At 73.0% G+C, this 18,899-nt stretch carries 14 protein-coding genes; 1 reads left to right on the forward strand and 13 read right to left on the reverse strand.

The genetic code is table 11. From position 1 onward, the window contains the following. Positions 1-169: 169 nt before the first annotated feature. From DIZ27_RS41865 to DIZ27_RS41905, 9 genes are all read right to left on the reverse strand, one after another. Positions 170-1,036 carry a hypothetical protein gene (locus DIZ27_RS41865; RefSeq protein WP_109383552.1) on the reverse strand — a complete coding sequence of 289 codons (867 nt, stop codon included), beginning with the start codon at positions 1,034-1,036 and terminating at the stop codon, positions 170-172. Then, positions 1,033-3,405, reverse strand: coding sequence for a methyltransferase, FxLD system (gene fxlM / locus DIZ27_RS41870; protein ID WP_109383553.1), 2,373 nt, complete (start codon positions 3,403-3,405; stop codon positions 1,033-1,035). Before fxlM ends, DIZ27_RS41865 begins: the two co-directional genes overlap by 4 nt. 32 nt (positions 3,406-3,437) lie before the next feature. Further along, entirely contained in the window at positions 3,438-4,820 is a 1,383-nt protein-coding gene (locus DIZ27_RS41875) for a phosphotransferase (protein WP_109383554.1), read from the reverse strand. Further along, on the reverse strand, positions 4,817-5,668 hold the full coding sequence (locus DIZ27_RS41880) for a methyltransferase domain-containing protein (protein WP_109383555.1): 852 nt from the start codon (positions 5,666-5,668) through the stop codon (positions 4,817-4,819). Before DIZ27_RS41880 ends, DIZ27_RS41875 begins: the two co-directional genes overlap by 4 nt. Continuing rightward, entirely contained in the window at positions 5,665-6,984 is a 1,320-nt protein-coding gene (locus DIZ27_RS41885) for a methyltransferase domain-containing protein (protein ID WP_258308848.1), read from the reverse strand. Before DIZ27_RS41885 ends, DIZ27_RS41880 begins: the two co-directional genes overlap by 4 nt. Beyond that, a complete protein-coding gene (locus DIZ27_RS41890) occupies positions 6,981-8,330 on the reverse strand; it encodes an MFS transporter (protein ID WP_109383556.1) in 1,350 nt (449 codons plus the stop codon). The genes DIZ27_RS41885 and DIZ27_RS41890 overlap by 4 nt, the downstream gene beginning before the upstream one ends. Positions 8,331-8,432: 102 nt before the next feature. After that, positions 8,433-9,902 carry an NUDIX domain-containing protein gene (locus DIZ27_RS41895; protein ID WP_109383557.1) on the reverse strand — a complete coding sequence of 490 codons (1,470 nt, stop codon included), beginning with the start codon at positions 9,900-9,902 and terminating at the stop codon, positions 8,433-8,435. A gap of 448 nt (positions 9,903-10,350) precedes the next feature. Then, positions 10,351-11,220, reverse strand: a complete 870-nt coding sequence (locus DIZ27_RS41900; protein WP_109383558.1) for an endonuclease/exonuclease/phosphatase family protein — start codon at positions 11,218-11,220, stop codon at positions 10,351-10,353. Beyond that, positions 11,217-12,317: an aldo/keto reductase gene (locus DIZ27_RS41905; RefSeq protein WP_109383559.1), complete on the reverse strand. Its 1,101-nt coding sequence runs from the start codon at positions 12,315-12,317 to the stop codon at positions 11,217-11,219. The genes DIZ27_RS41900 and DIZ27_RS41905 overlap by 4 nt, the downstream gene beginning before the upstream one ends. 74 nt (positions 12,318-12,391) lie before the next feature. On the opposite strand from DIZ27_RS41905, the gene DIZ27_RS41910 reads away from it, so the two are divergent. Continuing rightward, positions 12,392-13,012 carry a hypothetical protein gene (locus DIZ27_RS41910; protein ID WP_258308849.1) on the forward strand — a complete coding sequence of 207 codons (621 nt, stop codon included), beginning with the start codon at positions 12,392-12,394 and terminating at the stop codon, positions 13,010-13,012. Between the two features lie 64 nt (positions 13,013-13,076). Here DIZ27_RS41910 and DIZ27_RS41915 read toward each other — a convergent pair whose 3' ends face one another. The 4 genes from DIZ27_RS41915 to DIZ27_RS41930 form a co-directional block, all read right to left on the reverse strand. Beyond that, on the reverse strand, positions 13,077-15,227 hold the full coding sequence (locus tag DIZ27_RS41915) for a radical SAM protein (RefSeq protein ID WP_258308850.1): 2,151 nt from the start codon (positions 15,225-15,227) through the stop codon (positions 13,077-13,079). An 86-nt stretch (positions 15,228-15,313) separates the two neighbouring features. After that, positions 15,314-15,982 carry an HAD family hydrolase gene (locus DIZ27_RS41920; RefSeq protein WP_109383561.1) on the reverse strand — a complete coding sequence of 223 codons (669 nt, stop codon included), beginning with the start codon at positions 15,980-15,982 and terminating at the stop codon, positions 15,314-15,316. Next, entirely contained in the window at positions 15,982-17,940 is a 1,959-nt protein-coding gene (locus DIZ27_RS41925) for a phosphoribosyltransferase (protein WP_109383562.1), read from the reverse strand. The genes DIZ27_RS41920 and DIZ27_RS41925 overlap by 1 nt, the downstream gene beginning before the upstream one ends. Beyond that, positions 17,937-18,731: a class I SAM-dependent methyltransferase gene (locus DIZ27_RS41930; RefSeq protein ID WP_109383563.1), complete on the reverse strand. Its 795-nt coding sequence runs from the start codon at positions 18,729-18,731 to the stop codon at positions 17,937-17,939. Before DIZ27_RS41930 ends, DIZ27_RS41925 begins: the two co-directional genes overlap by 4 nt. Between the last annotated feature and the right edge of the window lie 168 nt (positions 18,732-18,899).

Consider the following 18,899-nt stretch of genomic DNA (forward strand, 5'->3'; position numbering starts at 1 on the left):
ACCTCGGGCTTGCAGCCGTTGCCGACGACCACCACCCGCACGTCGACGCAGCTCTGGGCARGGAGTGTCGCCTGCGCGGCTGCTTCCTCGGCAGGGCGGTCGTTCATGGTCAGAACGACGACGTCGACGCGTGGGCGGGACRTGGGTKCCTCCAGGCGGTCGGGGCCGGTCAGGGCGTGGGGACGGGGGTGCCGGTGAGGTGCTCGGCCTGGCGGGCGACGAGCGGGGCGAGGTGAGGGTGGATGCCCCGGGAGCACGCCTGGAGAAGTTGCCCGAGGGCGATGAGCTCTCCGGTCCGGCCGGCGTCCGTGTCCAGGACGTGGCCGAACTCACGCCGGATCCGGGCGGCGGTCGCCGGCGCGGCCAGCGAGTACGCATGAAGCAGACCCAGGTCGTAGCCCACGGGCAGCCGGCCCCAGTTCTCCCAGTCCAACAGGACCAGGGGCGCTCGTGTCAGATTCGCCCAGTGCAGATCGGCGTGCCCGGTCGTTGTCTCACGGATCCGGACGGGGTCGATGCYGAGGAAGCGGCGGAAGTTCCGGTCGACCCAGTTCTGCCGTACCGATTCCCGGTCGGTGGGCACCGTCGCGAGCGTCCCGAGCGCGGACTTCAGCTCCGACCACCACGAGTCGGGCAGAGCGATGTCCTGGTCGAGCGCGGGAGTGCCACTGGTGACCGGCTGGACGGACACGTATTCGGTGAGTTCCGCCCGGTAGGCGACGTCCGGTGAGGTCCAGTCGAGAACGCCGCGAAGCCGCGGCCGCGGTACCGACCGCGGCACACGCGTGTCAGCGGTCGCCGTCCCCTCCCACAGCCGTCCGCCCGCCTTGTCCACCTCGGCGGAGACGACCCGCAGCCAGCAGTCCCCAGCTCGGCGCCCCAGGGTGCGGCCCTGCCACCCCCACACCTCCGGCCCCGAGGCAGCCACTTGGAACTGCCGGGCGGCGGCCGCGTGCGCGCGCCGCATCCGGTCCTCTTCGTCGCGCTCCGCCGGAGCAACGAACACCGCCTCCCGCACGGCCCGTTCCACCGTCACACCCCCTCCGCCACGACGTCGGACACAGGACGCTCAACGGGCCCGGGCAGCACCACGTCACGCCCCGGCCACCGGAACACCAGGCGGCAGTGCAGCTTGTCCAGGACGTCGCCGGCGGGCAGCGCACCGTCGGGTGTACCGGCCGGGTGGACCGTCAGGACGGGATCGGCGTGCTCATCGTTGGCGTCAGCGCGGATGTAGCTGTCCCAGGCCCGGACCGTGGCCACCAGCCGCTCAGCGAACTCGGGCCCCTGCTCGCCGAAGGCGCGCACGACCCACTCCCACTCCTTGCCCTGCGGGCTGTCGCCGTCCTTGGTCTGGACGTGAATCAGGTAGGCCAACGACGCCTCGCCGATGATCGCGGGGGCGTCACGGTCCTTCGCGATGCCGGTCACCCCCTCCTCCGGGTCCTGGTGGGCAACCAGGCGGCAGAAGCCCGACAGGCTGGTAGCCGCGTACAGCTGCAGCGAGCCGAAGTACGAGTTCGCCCCCATCGTCACGCCGGTCGCGACCTCGTGCCGCCGCCCGCGCAACGCCTCCTCCAGGCCCTCCGTGTCGGCGACGGGTCCGTCGTCGAAACACAGTGCCAGCGCTCCGTCGAGCAGGGGAACGACCGCGGCCGGGCGGGCCTGCTGCCCCTGGTCGCGGACGAAACCGCAGTAGGTGAAGCGGCGGGCGTGCAGCACCTCGCCGCGCCGCTCGAACGTGACCGCCCGGGTGTAGCCACCCATCTCCAGCGGCAGGACCAGGCGCCCGCCCTCGGCCAGCTGCTCGCGCCAGGCCGGGGAGATGTCCCAGCAGTTGTAGGTGATCATGCTGCCGTCGAAGCCGCCGCGGGGTACGAGGTGGGCGGGCGCGCCGAGTGGGGCGTCGGCTTCGACCGCGGTGACGCGTCCGCTGCCGGCCTCCGTGAGGAAGGCGCGGGTGCGGCGTACGACCCACGGGTCGATGTCGACGCTCACCACACGACCTTCCGGCCCGGCGACGTGGGCGATCAGCTCGGCGTTGTAGCCGCCGGACCCCGCCTCGAACACGATCGCACCCGGCTGAAGACGCAGGCTCTCGAGCATGTCGGCCTGGAGCCACGCCGCGGACACCGAGCTGATGGCCGTCCCGGTCTCGTCGCGCCGGGTGATGACGGCCCGGTCACCGCCGTCGTACGCGGCCGCCAGGTTCACTCCCGGGGCGAAACGATGGCGGGGAACGGTCCGCAGCGCGTCGCGGACGGGCTCGGACGGGGCCCAGTCACCGTCGATCACCGTCTGGGCCATCGCCTGGCGCAGCCGGACGGCCTCACCCGGCTCACCCGGCACGGGCGGCCGATCGACGGCGAGCGGGTAGGAGACCACAGGCGGCAGGTCCGGGATGACGCCGGGCCACACGCTGTCGATCGCGAGTGCGGCCGGGACGAAGACGTCCCCGACACAGGCGAGAGCGTACAGGTCGACGAACTCCCAGCGGTCGAACTTGTCCGCCTCCGCGTTGGTCAGGGTCCCCGTCCACGCGGTGATGCGGACGACGGCCGTGAGCCGCGGGATGCCGTGGCTGTCGTCCACCAGCATCGTCACCACGTACGCATCCGCCGGGTCGGCGACCAGGCCCGTCTCCTCGGCGAGCTCGCGGACCGCCGCGGCGGCGAAGTCCTCCGGGCCGGAGGTCTTGCCGCCGGGCAGTTCGAGCATGCCGCGGCGGGATTGGCCGAGCAGGACCCGGCCGGCGTCGTCGGTGACGACCGCGAGGGCGCCGGTCAGGGCATGGGCGGTGGTCGGCCGCTTCTCGACGGCCCTCGTGTCGGCGTGGCAGGGGCCGCGCAGCACCAGGACGGCCAGGCCGTCCGCGTCCAGCCGTTCCACCGTCTCCCAGCCGGCGTCGAGCACGGCGATCTCATCCTCGTCCAAGGCGATCCCGCGCCGCTCCTCGGGCATGGTCGCCGCCACCGGGGTGATGACGACGAGAACGCCGCCGTCCCGCAGCCGCTCACCCAGCCCGTGAAGGACGCGCCCCCTGTCCTGCACGAACGGGAACACCAGGCGGAGCGTGATCAGGTCGTACCCCTCTTCATGCAGCGGGGCAGGGTCGTCGCGCTCGATGTCCAGGTGCAGCCAGCGCACGCCCTCGACGTCGGCGTGCTCCTCGCGGGCCCGGGCGAGCGCGCTGTCGGCGAAGTCGCACGCGTCCACGGTGTAGCCGAGCGACGCGAGGTAGGCAGCCAGCTCGCCGGTGCCGCAGCCCACGTCGAGCGCGCGGTCGTCGCCGTCCGGGGCGGAGGTGTGCTCGGCGAGGAGCTCCCGCTCCCGCTCACCGACCTGCCGGAAGTTCTTGCCGTCGCTGAAGTGCTGCTCCCACTCGTCGCGGGCGGTGTACGTCAACGTGCTGCTCCTCGTACGTAGGCGTGTGGTGTTCAGGGGCGTTGTGCGGCGCGGAGCCGGGCCAGCGTGCGCCGGCCGCGCTCGACGAGCTCGGGATCGTCGTGGGCGGCGCCGTAGGAGATGCCGGAGACGGAATCCAGGACGGACAGGACCGTGAGGTGAGCTTCTTCGTCCGGGGTGAAGCGGCGGCCGTAGCCGTCCATCACGGCCTGGAAGAGGTCGGGCCGGCCGTGCCAGGCGTCGGAGAGTCGTACGAAGTCCCGTACGGCCGGGCCGTCTTCCGACCGCTCGAAGTCGATGACGTAGAGAGCGTCGGCGGTCTCGTCCCAGCGCAGGTTGCGGAGCTGGAAGTCACCGTGCGTGTGCACCGTCATCAAGGGGGTCAGGCCGGCGGCCCTCTCGGTGGTGGCGCAAATGAACTTTTCGTCGCCGGGGCCGAGGTGGGGCAGGGCGCCCGCGAGGTGGCGCTCCAGCTTCCCCAGCGGCAGGCCGTCGGCGGCCGGCCGGGGCGGGGCGCTGTGGTGGATGGCCGCCGCGAGTTGCCCGATGCGGTGGAAGATGAGGCGCTGCTGCTCGGGCGGGTGGAGGGCGCCGTGCAGGGTGCGGCCGCCCACCGCGGTGAGCACGACGGCCCGCAGCGTGGGTTCGGCGGCCACCAGCCGGGGTGCGGCCGCCCCGAGGCCGGAGACCCAGCTGCGAAGGGCGTCCACTTCACGATGGTGGAACCGGTCGTTCTGGTGGATCTTGACGTACCACTCGCCGCCCTCGGCGCCAGTGGCTCGCCACACGCGGCTCTCCTCCCGCGCCCAGGACACGTCCGTCCACTCGGTGATCCGGCCGACCGCCTGCTCGGTGAACGCGCGCACCGCCTCGTCCGGGACCGCGCCGTGCGCGGCGGGTTCAGGAAGCAGGACCAGCCGGTCGACGGACCGGTCGTAGGCGATCGGGTCGCCGGGCTCCTGGAAGTGCACGGCCATCCGCGCGCCGGCCCGGTAGGCATCCAACCCGGCCCGGCAGTACGCCACCATCGGCTCCGGCAGGGCGCCGAAGGAGAACCACCCCATGGCGTCGCACACATGGTGCTCTATGACCTCCGGGGTGCCCTCCCACCGATCCACCACGAAGAACACCCCGATCCTGGCGCCGCCGGCAGGGGCTCGGTGGTGCACGGTGACGGCCGCCCGGACATCGGCCCGGTCGATGACGACACCGGCCTCCTCCCGGGCCTCACGCACCAGGGCGGCGACCATGTCCTCCCACGGGCCGTCCAGATGCCCGGACACGAGATGCCAGCAGCCAGCCGCATACACGTCACCGGCCCGCCTAGACAGCAGCACCTCAAGCCCCGACGCGCCCTCGCGCACGGCAATCAGGTGGACGTCGAGCGGCTCGGTGTGCCGCTGGGTGCCGCTCACGCAGCGCCGCCGGGGCGGCGCGCGAGTAGAACGGTGAACACCGCGTCCTCCTTCAGGACGCCGCCGCCGGCATGGTCCTGGAGCAGGCGGAGAGCGGCGGCCTCGAACTCGGGGTGGCGGCCGGCGAACAGGGCAGGGCGGGCGAAGCTGGTGGTGCGCAGGTAGCCGAGGACGTCCCCGGGCGCCCAGAGGCGGGAGACGGGGAAGCTGTGCTCGGTCACTGCGGTGAACGCCGAGTCGGCCAGGTCGTCCTCGTAGGAGCGGCCCGGCCCGGCATAGGTGCCACGGGTGCCCGCGCGCCGCTCTTCGCCGAGGTAGCTCTGGATCAGTGCCCGAAGTGCGGCCGTCCAGTCGGCCTCATGGGTCCAGAGGCTGCCGTCGCCCATGATCGCCACGACGGCGTGCGGCGCGGCCACCCGGCCGGCCATGGACAGAACCTCCGGGCGGGCCATCCAGTGGAAGGACCGGCAGCAGGTGATCAGGGTGGGCGCCCGGCCGGGCGCGGCGGGCGCGAAGGTGTGGGCGACGCCGGTGAAGACGTCGACCGTGCACGCTCCGCAGACCGGTTCGAGTGCGGCGCGGGCCGACTTCAGCATCGAGGCGTTCACGTCGACCAGGTCGATGTGCGCCAGGCGGTGCAGGACGGGCAGCAGCGCGCGGGGCACCTGACCGGTTCCGGTCCCCAGGTCCAGGAGGACGGGGGCGGGCACACCGTGCTGGGTGGCGGCCAGGAGGTGAATTGCGGCGTCCGGGAGGCCGGGACGGTAGCGGGCGTAGTCGGCGGCCGCGGGCCCGAACAGGGCATCGTCCGAAACCGCCGCAGAGGCCGGCTGGTCGGGGCGGATCATCGTGCATCTCCAGTCTCGCCAGGGGAAAGCTGCCAGGTCAGAACGCCGTTCGGGCTGGTGGCCCGCTGGCTGCCGTCGGCGTCGAAGTGGAGCCGGAAGACGTCCGGTTCACCGGCCGCCCGCCACCGGCCGGCGACATCCTGGATCTGCGCCCAGATGTCCCGCGGCCCCGAAGTCGTCACGTCCCACCGGCGGTGGCCGACAGCCCGCACGCGCATCCACGACCGGCACTCGGGCGCGCCGATCGTCAGGTCCTCGGCGCCGAAGTCGCGCACCAGGCCCGGATACAGGTGGTCCAGGGCCAGCCACATGCCGCGCGCCGTGTCCTTTGGCGGCGCGAGCAGGCTGCGCTGCGTCCACCCGTCGGCCGTGGTGATCTCCGCGCGGAACGCGGCGGACAGGAACAGCCGGTCGAAGCCGGCACCGGCCCGGTGACCGAACTCGACCGCCCGCAGCTGGGCCTCCACCCTCCCGTCCCGTTGTCTTTCGATCACGGCCAAGCCCGGCCACGACGGCGACGATGTCCCGAGCGTCATCAGCGCGCGCCCGCCCGGCGCCAGCTGCTCCACCAGGGCGTGCGGCACGTAGCGGACGGCGAAGGAGACGAAGATCCGGTCGTACGGCCCGGCGGCGGCCCACCCGGTGGTGCCGTCCCCGGTCACCGTGGCTGGCCGGTAGCCGAGGGCGGACAGCCGCTCGCGGGCGGCCGCGGTGACGTGCGGGTCGATGTCGAGGGTGACGACGCCCTCGTCGCCGCACACGAAGCAGGCCGCCGACGCGGTCACCCCGGCGCCGGTCCCCACATCCAGCACCCGCTGGCCGGGCCGCAGGTCCAGCTGCTGCAGCAGGTCCGCGGTCAGGCTCATCGTGCTCGACATGGCGGTCATCACGCCCCCGCGGCGCGGCCCGGGAACGCGGCCGAGGATCGGCTCGCCGTCGTGCTGGATCGCGACGCTGTCCCCGCTGTGCAGGCGCTCCAGCAGCTCCTCCCAGTCGGCCGGACGGGAGAAGTCGAGCAGATCCCAGCACGGCGGCGTCTCGTCGGGGGCGCTGCGCCGCACGTACGCCTGGGGCATCAGGATCTGGCGCGGCAGCGCGAGCAGCGCTTCGCGCACCGGTCCGGGGCCGAGCGCTCCGCTTTCCTCGAGCCGGGCGACCATCGCCGCCCGGGCTGCCACAGCCCCGGAGGTGTCGCCGGCGGGCTGCGCCGGAAGGAGGGGCGCGGCGGGCGCAGTGGGGTCGCTCAGCACGGTGCACTCCAGGGGATCGGGTGGGGGAGCAGCGGTCATCGCCGCCGAGTTCGGCACTTTGTTCACGAGGCATCGCCTCCGAGTGCGCGCTCGTGCCGCGTGTCGTCCGTGCGCGCTGGAGTGGGCACGGCGGGAGGGGACGTTCGGGCTGCGGGCGGGTCCGGCATCTGCCGTAGGGCGCGGATCGGGGAGCGGGCGAGGACGACGAGCGGGATCAGGAGCAGGAGGGTTCCGGCGGTCAGGGCGGGCCGGACACCGATCCACGTGCCCAAGGCGCCGGCGAGGAGCGCGGCCACGGGCCGGGCGCCGGACGTCAGCCAGGTGCTCACCGCCTGCATCCGCGCCTGCATCCCGGTCGTGGTGACGATCTGGCGGATGGATCGCTGGGTGGTGCCCGCGGCACCGGCGCAGGCGAGCTGCAGGAAGAGCGCCGCACCGATCGTGATCTGCCAGGCAAGGCCGGGGGAGGCGAGCAGCAGCGGGAGCTGGGTGAGCGGGGTGATCGCGAGCGCGGCCAGCATCATCGGCCCCGGCCCGTACCGGCGGGCCAACGGCGGTGCGGTGAGCGCTCCGGCGGCCGCGCCCAGCGCGCCGAGGCCCAGCACCACGCCGAACGCGGTCGCGCTCATCGCCAGGGACCTCAATAGGTAGAGGGCCCAGAGGGTGTTGAGTAGCCCAAGGGCGAACGAGGTCGTGGCGTTGACCAGGGTCAGGGTCCACAGCCGGTCATCGCCGCGCACGTACCGCAGGCCCTCGCCAATCTCACCGCGCAGCCGGCGGGTCTCCGGGCGTGCGCGGGCGGGTTCGGCGGTCTGGATGCGGGCGGTGCACACGGCGCTGATCAGGTAGGAGGCGACGTCGCCGAGCAGGGCCCGTGCGGGCCCGAGCAGCGCGGTCAGCGCGGCGCCGCAGTGGCTTCCGGCGGTCGCGGCGACCGCGAACAGCGCGCCGACCCGGCTGTTGCTCCGCTGGATCAAGGACCGGTCGACGAGGCCGGGCAGCAGGCTGATGGCCGCCGCGTCGTGGAGCACGCTCGCCGCCCCCTGCACCACGGAGACGATCATGAGCTGCGTGAGGGTGAGGGTGCCCAGCGCGGCCGAGACCGGCACGGTGGCGAGCACCGTCGCGCTCACCAGGTCCCCGGCGATCATCTGCCGGCGCTTGGAGTGCCGGTCGGCGAGCGCGCCGGCGTGCAGGGCGAGCAGCGCGGGAGGGAGCTGTCCGAGGAACGCCAGCCAGGCGACCTGGGCGGTGGTCGCGTCCAGGTGGAGCACGGCCAGCACCGGCAGCGCCATCTGCGTGATCGAGCTGCCGGCCACGCTCGCGGCCTGCCCGGTCAGGTACCGGCGGAAGTCCCGGTGCCGCCACAGCGAAGTGCCGGCGGCGGAGAGGGGCTCAGTGCAGCGCGGCACGGGGCACCTCCCTCGGCTCCGCCAGGAGCCCCCGCAGCACGTACCTGGACTCGGCCTGGGCCCGCCAGCCGGGGCCGCTACCGGCGGGTGTGCTCACCCTGCTCACCAGCCCAGCTGAGAGTAGGGGCGGCCTTCGGCGATCGCGGTGATGGCCGTGCGGGTGTAGGAGACGATCGGGTCCGGCAGCTCGTCCCGCGGCCACCACTGCCAGGTCAGGCACTTGTCGGACTCGCGCACCTCGGGGGTGCCCTTCCACCGGCGAGCTCGGAACACGAGCTGCATCAGGGGCAGGCCGCCCGGGGTGTCGACGACGTGGACGACGTGGACGAGCTCCACGTCGGCGGGTTCGATGACCAGTCCTGCTTCCTCCCGCGCCTCGCGGACCAGGCAGGAGAGCGCGGACTCCTGCTCGCACCGCCCGGCGAGGTAGTGCCAGGTGTCGCCCGCGTATTTCGAGTCGGGGTGTCGCAGGCCGAGAAGTACCCGGCCTTCGGCGTCTTCGAGGTGGAGGTGGACTCCGACGCCGTTCAGTACGGTCCGGCTGCCCCCGTCCCACACGGGGGGAGCTGCGGCCGGCTGGTTGTCCGGGGGGTTCTCGGCCGCATGTCGGCGAATCAGGTCCCGGGCGGCGGGGCTCAGGCGCAGCCGGTCCAGTTCGTCGGGCGCGAACCAGCGCAGCAGCACACCCTCGTGCAGCGCGAGACGATCCGGGTTGCCGCGCCACCGGCCAGCGAAGACCTGAACCGGGACGCTGAGGCCGTCGATGCTGGTCGCGGCCTCCACGGCGTAGGGAATCAAGTCCTCGAGGCGTAGGTCAGGCACCTCCTCGGACAGCTCCCGCAGCAGGGTGCCCTCAAGGCTCTGGTCGTCGTGCGTGCGACCGCCGCCGAGAAGGGCGAACGCCCCCGACTCCCAGATGACGCCGGGCTTGTGGTCGCGCAGATGAAGCAGGTACCGGCCGGCCCCGTCGTGGATCAGCGCGGAAGCGTTCACCGGCTCCGGCCTGCCGTCCAGGCCCGCCGCGAGGAGTTTCGCGCGCAGTGTCGGCGAGGTGACCTCCGGCTGCGGGAGCCACTGGGCGCCGGACACCTCCTCATCCTGTAGCGCGACCCCAGGCGGCTCCTCGCCGGCGAGGTAGAAGACGTAGCGGACGTCGTAGTGGCGGTGGGCCGGTTCCCCTTTGGAAGGGCTGGCGTCGATGTCGTGGACGTCGATGTCGATCGGAGAACCGAGCAGCTGCCGGGTCAGGCACAGGGTGCCCGGCGGGATCCCGGCTTCCTCGTCCACCTCGCGCAGCGCCGCGGCGAGCAGTGTGCGGTCCCCGGGCTCGATGTGGCCGCCGGGGGCGAGCATGAGGCCGCCGGTGGCCCGGTGCCGGACGTGCAGGACCCGGCCCTGCCGGTCGATGACGACGGCGCTGCACGTGACGTGCCCGGGCAGCGTCGTCCGGGCGGTCGCGTCGCCGGGCCGGTCCAGCGCGGCAAGGAGGTCGGCCAGGGCGTCACGCTCGCCGGGGTGCCGGCCGAGGTACGCCTCGACGGTCCTGCGGATCGCGGTGGAGCTGGGTGGCATGGGCGTCGTCTCGCCTTCGATGTCAGGGGGCGGGCAGGCGGGGGAAGGAAGCTCCAGCGGTTCAGCTCGCCGTTCCGGGGCCGGACGGCTTGGCGCTTCGGGGCCGGGTACGCCGCCGACCGGCGGCGCGATTCCGTACTGGGGGGCGTCGGCGGTGAGCACGCCCCGGGACAGGCCGCGCTTACGGGAGATCAGGTCCTCGTGGGTCTTGTCGCCGCCTGGTTCGACTGGCGTCTATGCGTTCCCCTCTCGTGGACGTGGCGGTGGCGTCGCCGTGCTCAACGACGCCGCACGTTTTCGAGCACCTGTTCCTTTCGGACGCGTTGTGTGCCCTGTGATTCAGCGGTTCTCCGAGGGTGCGCAGTGCATCGACCCTTGCCGCGCAAGGGCCTGCGGCTCGGGGAGGTTGGCCGAAACGCCGACGTTCGGTCGCTGCGGCGGTCGCCTGTCAGTCAGCCCCCGTCGCCGGGGCTTCGCCCTGTTCGCCCGGGGTGGACGGCAGGCCCAGGCGCAGCGTCATGACCGCGTGGTCGGTCAGCCCCGCTTCGCGGGCTTCCTGGTGGTAGTCGCAGGCCAGGACGCGCTTGGCGTGGGGTGTGGAGACGAAGAGGTGGTCGAAGCGGAAGCCGTTGCCGCTGCGCCCGAACCAGGAGTGGGCGACCCGGTCGGGGTGGAGGTGGCGGAAGGCGTCGGTGAGGCCGGCGGCCTGGAACGAGTCGTAGAAGTCGTACTCCCAGTTGCCGAACACCTTGTGCGGGGGCTGGTGGCCGCGCTCGATGACGTTGAGGTCCCCGGCCACGATGACGGGCATGTCCGGGAAGGCGGCGAGCAGCCGCGGCAGGCTCTCGGTGACCGACTCCTGGAAGGCGCGCTTGGCGACATTGCGCTGGTCCTTCGGGCCGCGGGAGGGCACGTACAGGCCCAGCACTCCGATGTCGTAGCCGCCGACGCTGACGCGGGCCGCCGGGGCGCGATGGGGTGTGACGGCGACCGGGCTGGGGACGGTCCGGACGGCACTGGTGCGGCAGGCGATGACCGTGCGGTAGTCGGGCGCGGACGGCTGGGGGGCGATCACGGTGGCGTACCCGCGCTCGGTGAGCGCGGTGACGAGGGCGTCGCCGCCCGGGGTGGAGGACACCTCGGTGAGGATCGCGATATCGGCGCCCTCCTGGCTGGCGATCCATTCGGCCTGGCGGCGCGAGCGTTCAGCAGAGGCGTGCTGGGCGTTGAACAGCAGCAGCCGCACGGCGTCGGTGGCCGACTGGTGGGCGGGCCCGTCGGTGGCGAGCAGGGACAGCTGCTCAGAGGCGGGGTTCATCGGCCGGCTTCCTTCTCGTCGAGGAAGACCTCGCTGTTCGCATCCAGGTTCTGCTGGAGGCGGCCGAGGGCGTCGCGGACGAAGGCAAGCTCGTCGTCGGTCAGCGGGGTGCCGACGGCGGTCAGGTTCGCTTCGACCTGCTCGGGGCGGGTGAAGCCGACGAGGACGGCGGCGTTCTCGGCTCGCTGCAGGCACACCTGGAGGGCGACGCGGGTCAGAGCGGCCGGGCTGTCGCCGAAGCGCTCCCGAAGCGGCCTCAGACCGTCGGAGATGATTCGCAGCGCCTCGGGGGTGAACCACGCCTTGCGCAGCCGGTGGTCGCCGGGGGCGAAGACGGGCGGGTGGTCGGGGTCGTACTTGCCGGTGAGCAGGCCCTGGGCCAGGGGCTTGTTGATCAGCACGCTGGCGCCGAGGGAGGCGGCGAGGGCGAAAATGTCCGGCCGGCCGGCGGCGGGCGGCGGGGTCAGGGCGTTGAAGCGGGCCGCGAGGTAGTCCGGGCGGATCCGCTCGGCGAGGTAGGCGAACCGGGCGTACTTGTCGCCGCGCTGGTCCTTGGCGACGGTGACCCGCTCGGTGGCGTGGCGGTGCGGGCCGCGCATCCCGACCGCGGTGACCAGGCGCTGGCGCTGGAAGTCGCGCATCTGGTCGACGGCCTCCTCCAGGTAGCAGTCGTCGGGCCCGAAGTCGGCGTTGTGGAAGAAGTAGATGTCCAGACGGTCGGTGCGCAGGTTCTCCAAGCTCGTCTCGAGCTGGCGGCGCATGGCCGCGGGCAGGTAGGCGTGCCGGGCGGTGCCACGGTGGTAGCCGACCTTGGAGGACAGCACCACGGTGTCGCGGGGGACGGTGGCGGTGAAGTCGCCGATGATCCGCTCGGAGTGTCCGTGTCCGTACACGTCGGCGGTGTCGATGAGGTTCGCGCCGAGTTCGTAGGCGGTCTCCAGGCCGTGGCGGGAGGCGGCGTCGTCGGCGGTGGACCAGCCCATCGGCAGACCCAGGTTGTGGTCGGAGCCGCCCAGGGCCCAGGCGCCGATCCCGATCGGGTGAACGGTCAGCCCGCCCGCCAGGGTGCGGCGTGCGGGGGAAGTCGGAGCACTCACAGGAAGTACCTCTTACCTCTCAATTAGTGGCAAACACTGATGAATCGCGTGCGGGAGTGAGTATGGTGCGTCGCGTGACGACACAACCTCCCTTCACCGAACTTGACTTGAACGCAATCACCGGACGTCGGTGGGTCGACCGCGACGACTTCACCGAGGCCGAGTTCGCGCGCGCCCGAGCGTTCTACGAGCAGATGCGCGCCGATGACGAACGGCTGGAGCGTGTGCGCGCCGACGCGGCCGCGATGATCATGGAGTGGACCGGGCACAAGCCGCGCGACGTCGGCTCCTTCGGCACCCGGCTGAACCTGGAGAGCTCCGACCTGGACCTGGGCATCGGCTACCCGGTCGAGGACCGCGACCGCCTGCGGGAGGTCCTCAAGCCCCACACGACGTTCCTGGGCGAGCGCAAGACCCGCTTCTCCACCTCGCGGCTGGTGTTCTCCTTCACCCTGGACGGCATCGAGATCGATCTGAGCGCGCTGACGGTCGAGGACTACGCCGTCGCCTGCCGGATGCTCGACCAGATCGATACGACCATGACGCTGGACGAGCGCATCGCGCACACCTGGGTCAAGCACCTGCTGCGCAGCTCGGGCCGCATTGACGAGTACGCGACGTGGAAGCTGGTCACCTACGCCCGCTTCTGCCCGGAGTTCAACTGGGTGCCGATCCCGGAGAAGACCGGCGCCTGAGCACGGGGTGCCGGGCGCCCCGACCGCAACGCGGTGACGGGGCACCCGGGCCCTGGCCGGGTGCTCACGCACAGGACTCGCCCGCGTTGATCAGCTCCCAGCTCGTGGCTGTCGTCCACCGGCCGTGCTCCCGGGCGAGGGTGGCCGCGTGCTCACCGGACAGATGGCGGCCGACCTCCGCTGCGGTGGTGGCCATCCGGTCGCGCAGCATCCCGGCCCGCGCCTCAAGCGCCGTCTCGATGCGCGCGGACAGGGCCGTCCCGTGCTCGGGCCGCTCGAGGTCGTACTGCTCGATGGCGTCGATCACGTCGCCGAGGACCTCGTAGGCGGCGTCCTTCAGTACCACACGCGCCTGCCGGACGGCGTGCCTGGGCTGACCGTCGAGGACCTTCTCCAGGCTCTTGAAGGTGTAGTCGAGGGCGAAGTGGCGGTCCACCCACCGCTGCGCCCACCCGCTGGCGACGCCGATGCGCCAGTCCCGGTAGCGGCAGGCGACGCGGCCCATGAGCGGCTCCGGCTGCCCGGTGAGCCCTTCGGCGGTCGCCTGCCGGGTGTAGGCGGCGCCGATCAGGCACTCCATGCTGACGAGCATGTAGCTGATCCCGGTGTGCAGCGGCCGGCCGGTGGTGTGCGCGGCCACCCACTCCTCGTCGCGTACGCCGCGGACGATCTCGCGCGGGACCAGGCCGGGCTGGGGGCGCAGCAGCAGATCGGTGCGCCCCTGGAAGGCGTGGGTGGCCTTCAGCTCGCCCAGGCTCATGAGCGGGTCGAAGGTGATGTACGTGTACCGGGTGGGGACGTCGAGCGCGGACAGGGTCCGGATCGCCAGGGCGTTCTGCTCGGCGGTCGTCTCCTTGTTGAAGCGGGTCAGGATCGAGTCGACGCCCGACTCCACGCCGAACAGCATCCGCCGAAGGCCCAGGTCGACCAGGGTGCGCCACATGCGGGCCCGCTCGACGTGCCACGCCTCGTCCCGGTCGGTGCGCACCGTCTGGTCGATGCGGCAGCTGGACTCCCAGGCGAACCCGGCCTTGTGCAGGGTGCGCGCGAGCTCCAGGACCCGGCTGACGGCGTCGTCGCCCGCGCCGATGATCTCCTCGTCGACCAGGTAGAGGGTGCGGGAGATGTCAGGGTGGCGGTCGAAGACCTGGCCCAGTTCGTCGAGGGTCCACGGCAGCTGCCCGGGGGCGGCGCCGGCCCACAGGCCCTTGTGGCCGCGCGGGCAGAAGGAGCAGGTGTTGGTGCAGCCGCGGCTGGTCTCGAGCTGGGCCACACCGTGGTGGGCGAAGGTGGCCGGCAGCAGGTCGAGCTCGGGCAGGATGTCGCTGGCGGTGTCGCGGGCGACGGGCTTGGCGGTGCGGCGCCGGCCGATGGCCATGCCGCCGCCGCGGGCGGCACCGGTGTAGCCGATGCCGGGTATCTCCTCGCGCGGAATGTCGCCGTGCCAGTGGGCCAGGACACCCTCGATGGTGGCCTCGCCGCCGCCGCGGGCGACGAGCAGGCGGGGGTAGCGCTCCAGCAGCAGCCGTTCGTTGCGGGCGGTGAGGCTTCCGCCGGCCATCATCAGCGGCGGTGTGGGCAGGGCGAAGGCCGCATCCAGGAGTTGGAGCATCAGGTCGTGCTGGCCGAACGTCGCCGAGATGCCGACGATGTCCGGCGCCGCGGTGGTGAGCTGCTTGAGCAGGTCCTCCAGCGTGACGCCTAACTGCATGTCGGACAGGGTGACCGTGCCCATCAGCGTGGAGCGGGCCGCGCGGGCCACGTCGCTGATGCCCAGAGGGAAGCGCGGCAGCGGAAAGAACTCCGGGTGGTACAGGGCCATCAGGTGCACGTCCGGCCGGGTCAGCCGGTAAACGGCGGTCTCGGCCAGCTCGGCGTGCGACAGCCAGGAGTCCGGCGTGTCCAGCCGCACGTGCCCCTCGCTCCACCGCGGCCAGTGGCGGGAAGCGTGCTCGGCACCGGACAGGTCGGCCGCGACCCACCCGCCGTTCGGGCGTTCCAGAAGCAGCAGGCGCCGGTCCAGGGTGCCGCTCACCCTCACCCGCCCCGGCGCGCCCTCCAAGTGGGCCTCCAGGCGGGCCCGCAGGTCGTTGGGCGAGGTGAGCAGGGGGGCGAGGGCGGCTCCGTCGGCATCGGTCAGCGGGCGGCTGGCGGGGTGTGCGGTGGTGACGGCGCGGGCCAGCCGGTCCAGTGCCGCAGTGGTGGTGTCGGCCATGTGGAAGGTCCTTTCGGGTAAGGCCTACCGGCCCCCGGGGGTGTGCAGCGGTCCCCGGGGGAGGGCGGGCGGTGTTCGGGATGCGGTCAGGTGGTGCTGGACGGCTCCGGTGCGGTGGTGGGGCCGGCGGCCTGGGCCCGGCACCAGGCGGCCAGGTCGGCCGGGGTGCCCAGCAGCCGGTCCGGCTCGGCAGCGGTGAGGTCCTCACGGCTCGCGTAGCCGTAGGCGACGGCGATCGCGGTCAGACCGGCGGCGTGGGCATGCCGGACATCGCTGCCGGTGTCGCCGACGTACGCCGTCGCGCCCCACCGGGTGCGCAGGTCGCGGAGCTTGTCGGTCTTGCTGCCCGTCTCGTCGCGGGAGAGCAGGACCCGGGGCATCGCCTCCGGGGTGAGGGTGCGGGCGAGCAGGGTACGGACGGTGGTGTGATGGCTTCCGGTGACCACCGCGTACCCCGGCCCGGCGGCCAGGCCGGCCAGCGGGCCGGCCAACTCGGGGATGACGCCATACGGTTCACCGGCGGCGGCCCGGGCGGTCAGCTCGGCGTGCCGCTTCCAGAACCGCTCGGCGATCTCGAAGTCGACCCAGCGGGTCAGCGAAGCACTCAGCACGCCCTGGTAGACGACCGGCAGGTCGCCGGGCCCGGCCAGGTCAGGCAGCGCCCACAGCTCCATCTCCTCGCGGGCGTCCTGGTAGCAGCACCAGGCCCGGGCACGGGAGTCGTGCAGGACACCGTCGAAGTCGAACACCAGCATCAGCTCACCTCGCCCAGCGCCACGACCGGTACACCGCACCAGGCCAGCAGTCCGGGGCGGGGCAGCAGCCGGGCGAGGTCCTCCAGCGCGGCCCGGTCCCGGGACCACGCCGACGGCGCCCGGAGCGGGGCGAGCAGCAGCACGTCGCCTTCGCGTACCGGCTGGATGCGGCCCTCGGCCCAGCGGGCGACGGCCTTCAGCGCCATCTGCGTCTCCTCGCCCGTCGGGCCGGGGCCGATCGGGCGGGCGGCGGTGCCGCCGAACGGCAGCCGGGGCTGTACCAGAGCCCCGGGCGGCTCCTGCCACCGGTGCACGACGCCAGGCACGGCCGTCTCCGGGCCGCCGGCCAAGTCACTCAGGATCTGCTGCAGGGCCTCAGCCGCCTGGGACATACCGCGCTGAAGCCGGTACGCCTCCACGACGGCCTCGGCCGCCCGCTGCGGGTTGTAGGTGCGCGGCAGCTGCGCGCCCCGCGCCGTCCCGTAGCACAGCAGCGCGACGGCGAGCGGCGCGTACCAGGTCCTGCTGCCGGGCAGGCGGCGGGCGAGACGGTCGGCGACGGTGTCCAGGCTGCTACCGAACGCGACGGAGAGCGCGGCCAGATCGAGCAGCGGGGTGAGCAGTTCGTTGTCGCGACGGTACGGGTGGGCGAGGTGCCCGGTCTTGCGCAGGCCTCCGGCGTTGTCGAGGAACCACTTCTCCGCCTCGCACCGGTTGTCTGGCAGCGCCGGGGCCAGCGCGGACAGCAACTGCAGCATCCGCGCGGCGGCCGGCACCGCCACCGCGGTGTCTGTTCCGGTCAGGGCCCGGGCCACCGTCTGCAGGACCGCGGGCATGGGCCCGCCGGGCACCGCGGATTCCACCGGGAGTTGCCGGGCGCGGGTAAGGACGTAGTCCATCGCCTCCTCCAGCTTCCCGGGAGGCGGCTGGGGGCCGAGGGGTGCGGTGGGGGCGAGGTCCTCGCTGACCACCAGCGCGGGCGTAACGGCGAGCGTGGCCGGGATCACGGGGCTGCGCACCGAGGTGGCCGCGGCCCGGGCGGCGTCGCCGAAGATTCCGGGCGGCACCCATCCGGCGACCGCGTGCCGAAGGCCCGCGGCAGTGCGCAGCCGGACGGCGGCCCGGGCCGGGGAGCGACGCCGCACGCCCGGCCACGGGGTGAGGGCGGAGTTCTCCCGCCCGGGCACGAGACCGTCCACCGCCAGTGCCGGCCCCGCGTCCTGCCAGTCGGCGTGCGCGTCCAGGTAGGCGGACAGGGCGTCCGGTTGCAGGCGGCGGGTGGACTGCCACCGCTCGCGCGGCAGCACAGTGACCGCGATCCCCTCCTGGAGCAGTCCCTGCACGTCGGCGGTGTCGAAGACGGGCACCAGCACCTCTCCGTCGGCCGGCCCCGGCGCGTTTCGGGCAAGGCAGAGCAGGGTGCGGCCGGTCAGCGGCGGGTCGTCCACGAGCAGCACCCGCCGGTCCCGGACATCCAGGTCCTCGCCGGGCCGCACGCTCGTCACCCGCACATCCACGCCCGCGGCCTCCAGCCGGGCGGCTACCAGCGGCGCCAGATACGCCCCGCCGGTGCGCACCCCCGCGACGAGAACCGGCCCGGCGTCCCGCCGGGCCCCCAGCCACGCTTCGGCCAGGGCGAGGGCGTCCTGCCACTCCACGCCCTGAACGGCCAGGGACGCGGGCAGACGCACGAGGGAAGCGTCCCTGGTCAGCCGGTTGGGGATGCGGTCGAACTCGGGCGGGATGAGGGTGTCCTCGCCGGCCGCGAGCCGCCGGGCGGCACGGAACGTCATGTCCCCTAACACCCGGGCCCCCAGCGTGCCGGTGTCGCAGCAGCGGATCCACAGCGCGGCCAGCGACTCGTAGCAGCGCAGCGCTTGCATCGGCTGCCCCGCCCGGGCCTCAAGGGACCGGGCGAGGTGGGCGATGGTCAGCGGCCGGATGACCCCGCTGGTCATGCGGTGGCCTCGCGGCGGGCCACGGCGTGCACCAGGCGGCCCATCTCCCGGTACGGGCTGTGGCTGGAGGCGGCCCACTCGGTCTCGAGCGCCGCCTGGTACTCCTCCTCGGTGGGCGTCCAGTCGGTGCGGTGGTCGTGGAAGATCCGCACGCCCTGCCACGGTAGGGGGGTGAGTCCGTTCGCGCGGGCGAGGTCGTCCAGGTGGTCGGGGGTGTCGCCGCGGGTGGTGATGCCGAGGTTGCCGACGCTGACTGCCTGCCCGCTCTCGATCTGCGCCCGGGCCGACGCGTAGTCGCCGGACAGCGCCTCGCGCACGCCCACGGCGAGCCGGTTCTTCGTCAGGACGCTGAGGATGCCGCCGTTGGCGACGAGCCGGGCGAGGTGGGCGATGGGGGCGACGGAGTCGGCCAGGTACATCACGACGCCGTGGCAGACCACCGCGTCGAACGCGGCGTCGTCGAACGGCAGGGTGTAGATGTCGCCCTCGCTCAGGGTCACTCGCTCGGCGATCTCGGGAACGGCGGCGACCCGCTTGGCGGCAGCTTCGAGCATGCCGGGCGACTTCTCCACGCCGGACACGTGGTGTCCGGCGGCCGCGAGGCGCAGCACCATCTCCCCGTCGCCGCACCCGACGTCCAGGACGCGGGCGGGTCCCTCACCGATCTCGGCCAGGACGCGGCGTGCGGTGATGTCGTGTCGCAGACGGCCGCGGCCGCCGCCGGAGTACGCGGCGTAGCCGGAACCGACGGTTGCGAAGTCCGGGGAGGTGGAGGAGGAAGCAGAGGTCATGGGGTGAACTCCTTGTTGAGGCTGGGCCAGTGTTCGACGAGGAAGCGGAACGAGGGGTAACGGCCTCCGGTGGACAAGGCCTCGCCGGCCGCTCCGGAAGGGGTGAAGGTGCCGGTGCGGATGGCCTGGCGGATACGGACCAGGCSMKCCGCACCGGCACCTTCACCC

The sequence above is a fragment of the Streptomyces sp. NWU339 genome (genome assembly GCF_003143855.1).
Lineage (GTDB): Bacteria > Actinomycetota > Actinomycetes > Streptomycetales > Streptomycetaceae > Streptomyces.

Excerpts from the sequence above, each read along its gene's own strand:
- DIZ27_RS41880 (WP_109383555.1), bottom strand. The coding sequence starts at position 5,668 with ATGATCCGCCCCGACCAGCCGGCCTCTGCGGCGGTTTCGGACGATGCC.
- DIZ27_RS41895 (WP_109383557.1), bottom strand. The coding sequence starts at position 9,902 with ATGCCACCCAGCTCCACCGCGATCCGCAGGACCGTCGAGGCGTACCTC.
- DIZ27_RS41900 (WP_109383558.1), bottom strand. The coding sequence starts at position 11,220 with ATGAACCCCGCCTCTGAGCAGCTGTCCCTGCTCGCCACCGACGGGCCC.
- DIZ27_RS41915 (WP_258308850.1), bottom strand. The coding sequence starts at position 15,227 with ATGGCCGACACCACCACTGCGGCACTGGACCGGCTGGCCCGCGCCGTC.
- DIZ27_RS41920 (WP_109383561.1), bottom strand. The coding sequence starts at position 15,982 with ATGCTGGTGTTCGACTTCGACGGTGTCCTGCACGACTCCCGTGCCCGG.
- DIZ27_RS41925 (WP_109383562.1), bottom strand. The coding sequence starts at position 17,940 with ATGACCAGCGGGGTCATCCGGCCGCTGACCATCGCCCACCTCGCCCGG.
- DIZ27_RS41930 (WP_109383563.1), bottom strand. The coding sequence starts at position 18,731 with ATGACCTCTGCTTCCTCCTCCACCTCCCCGGACTTCGCAACCGTCGGT.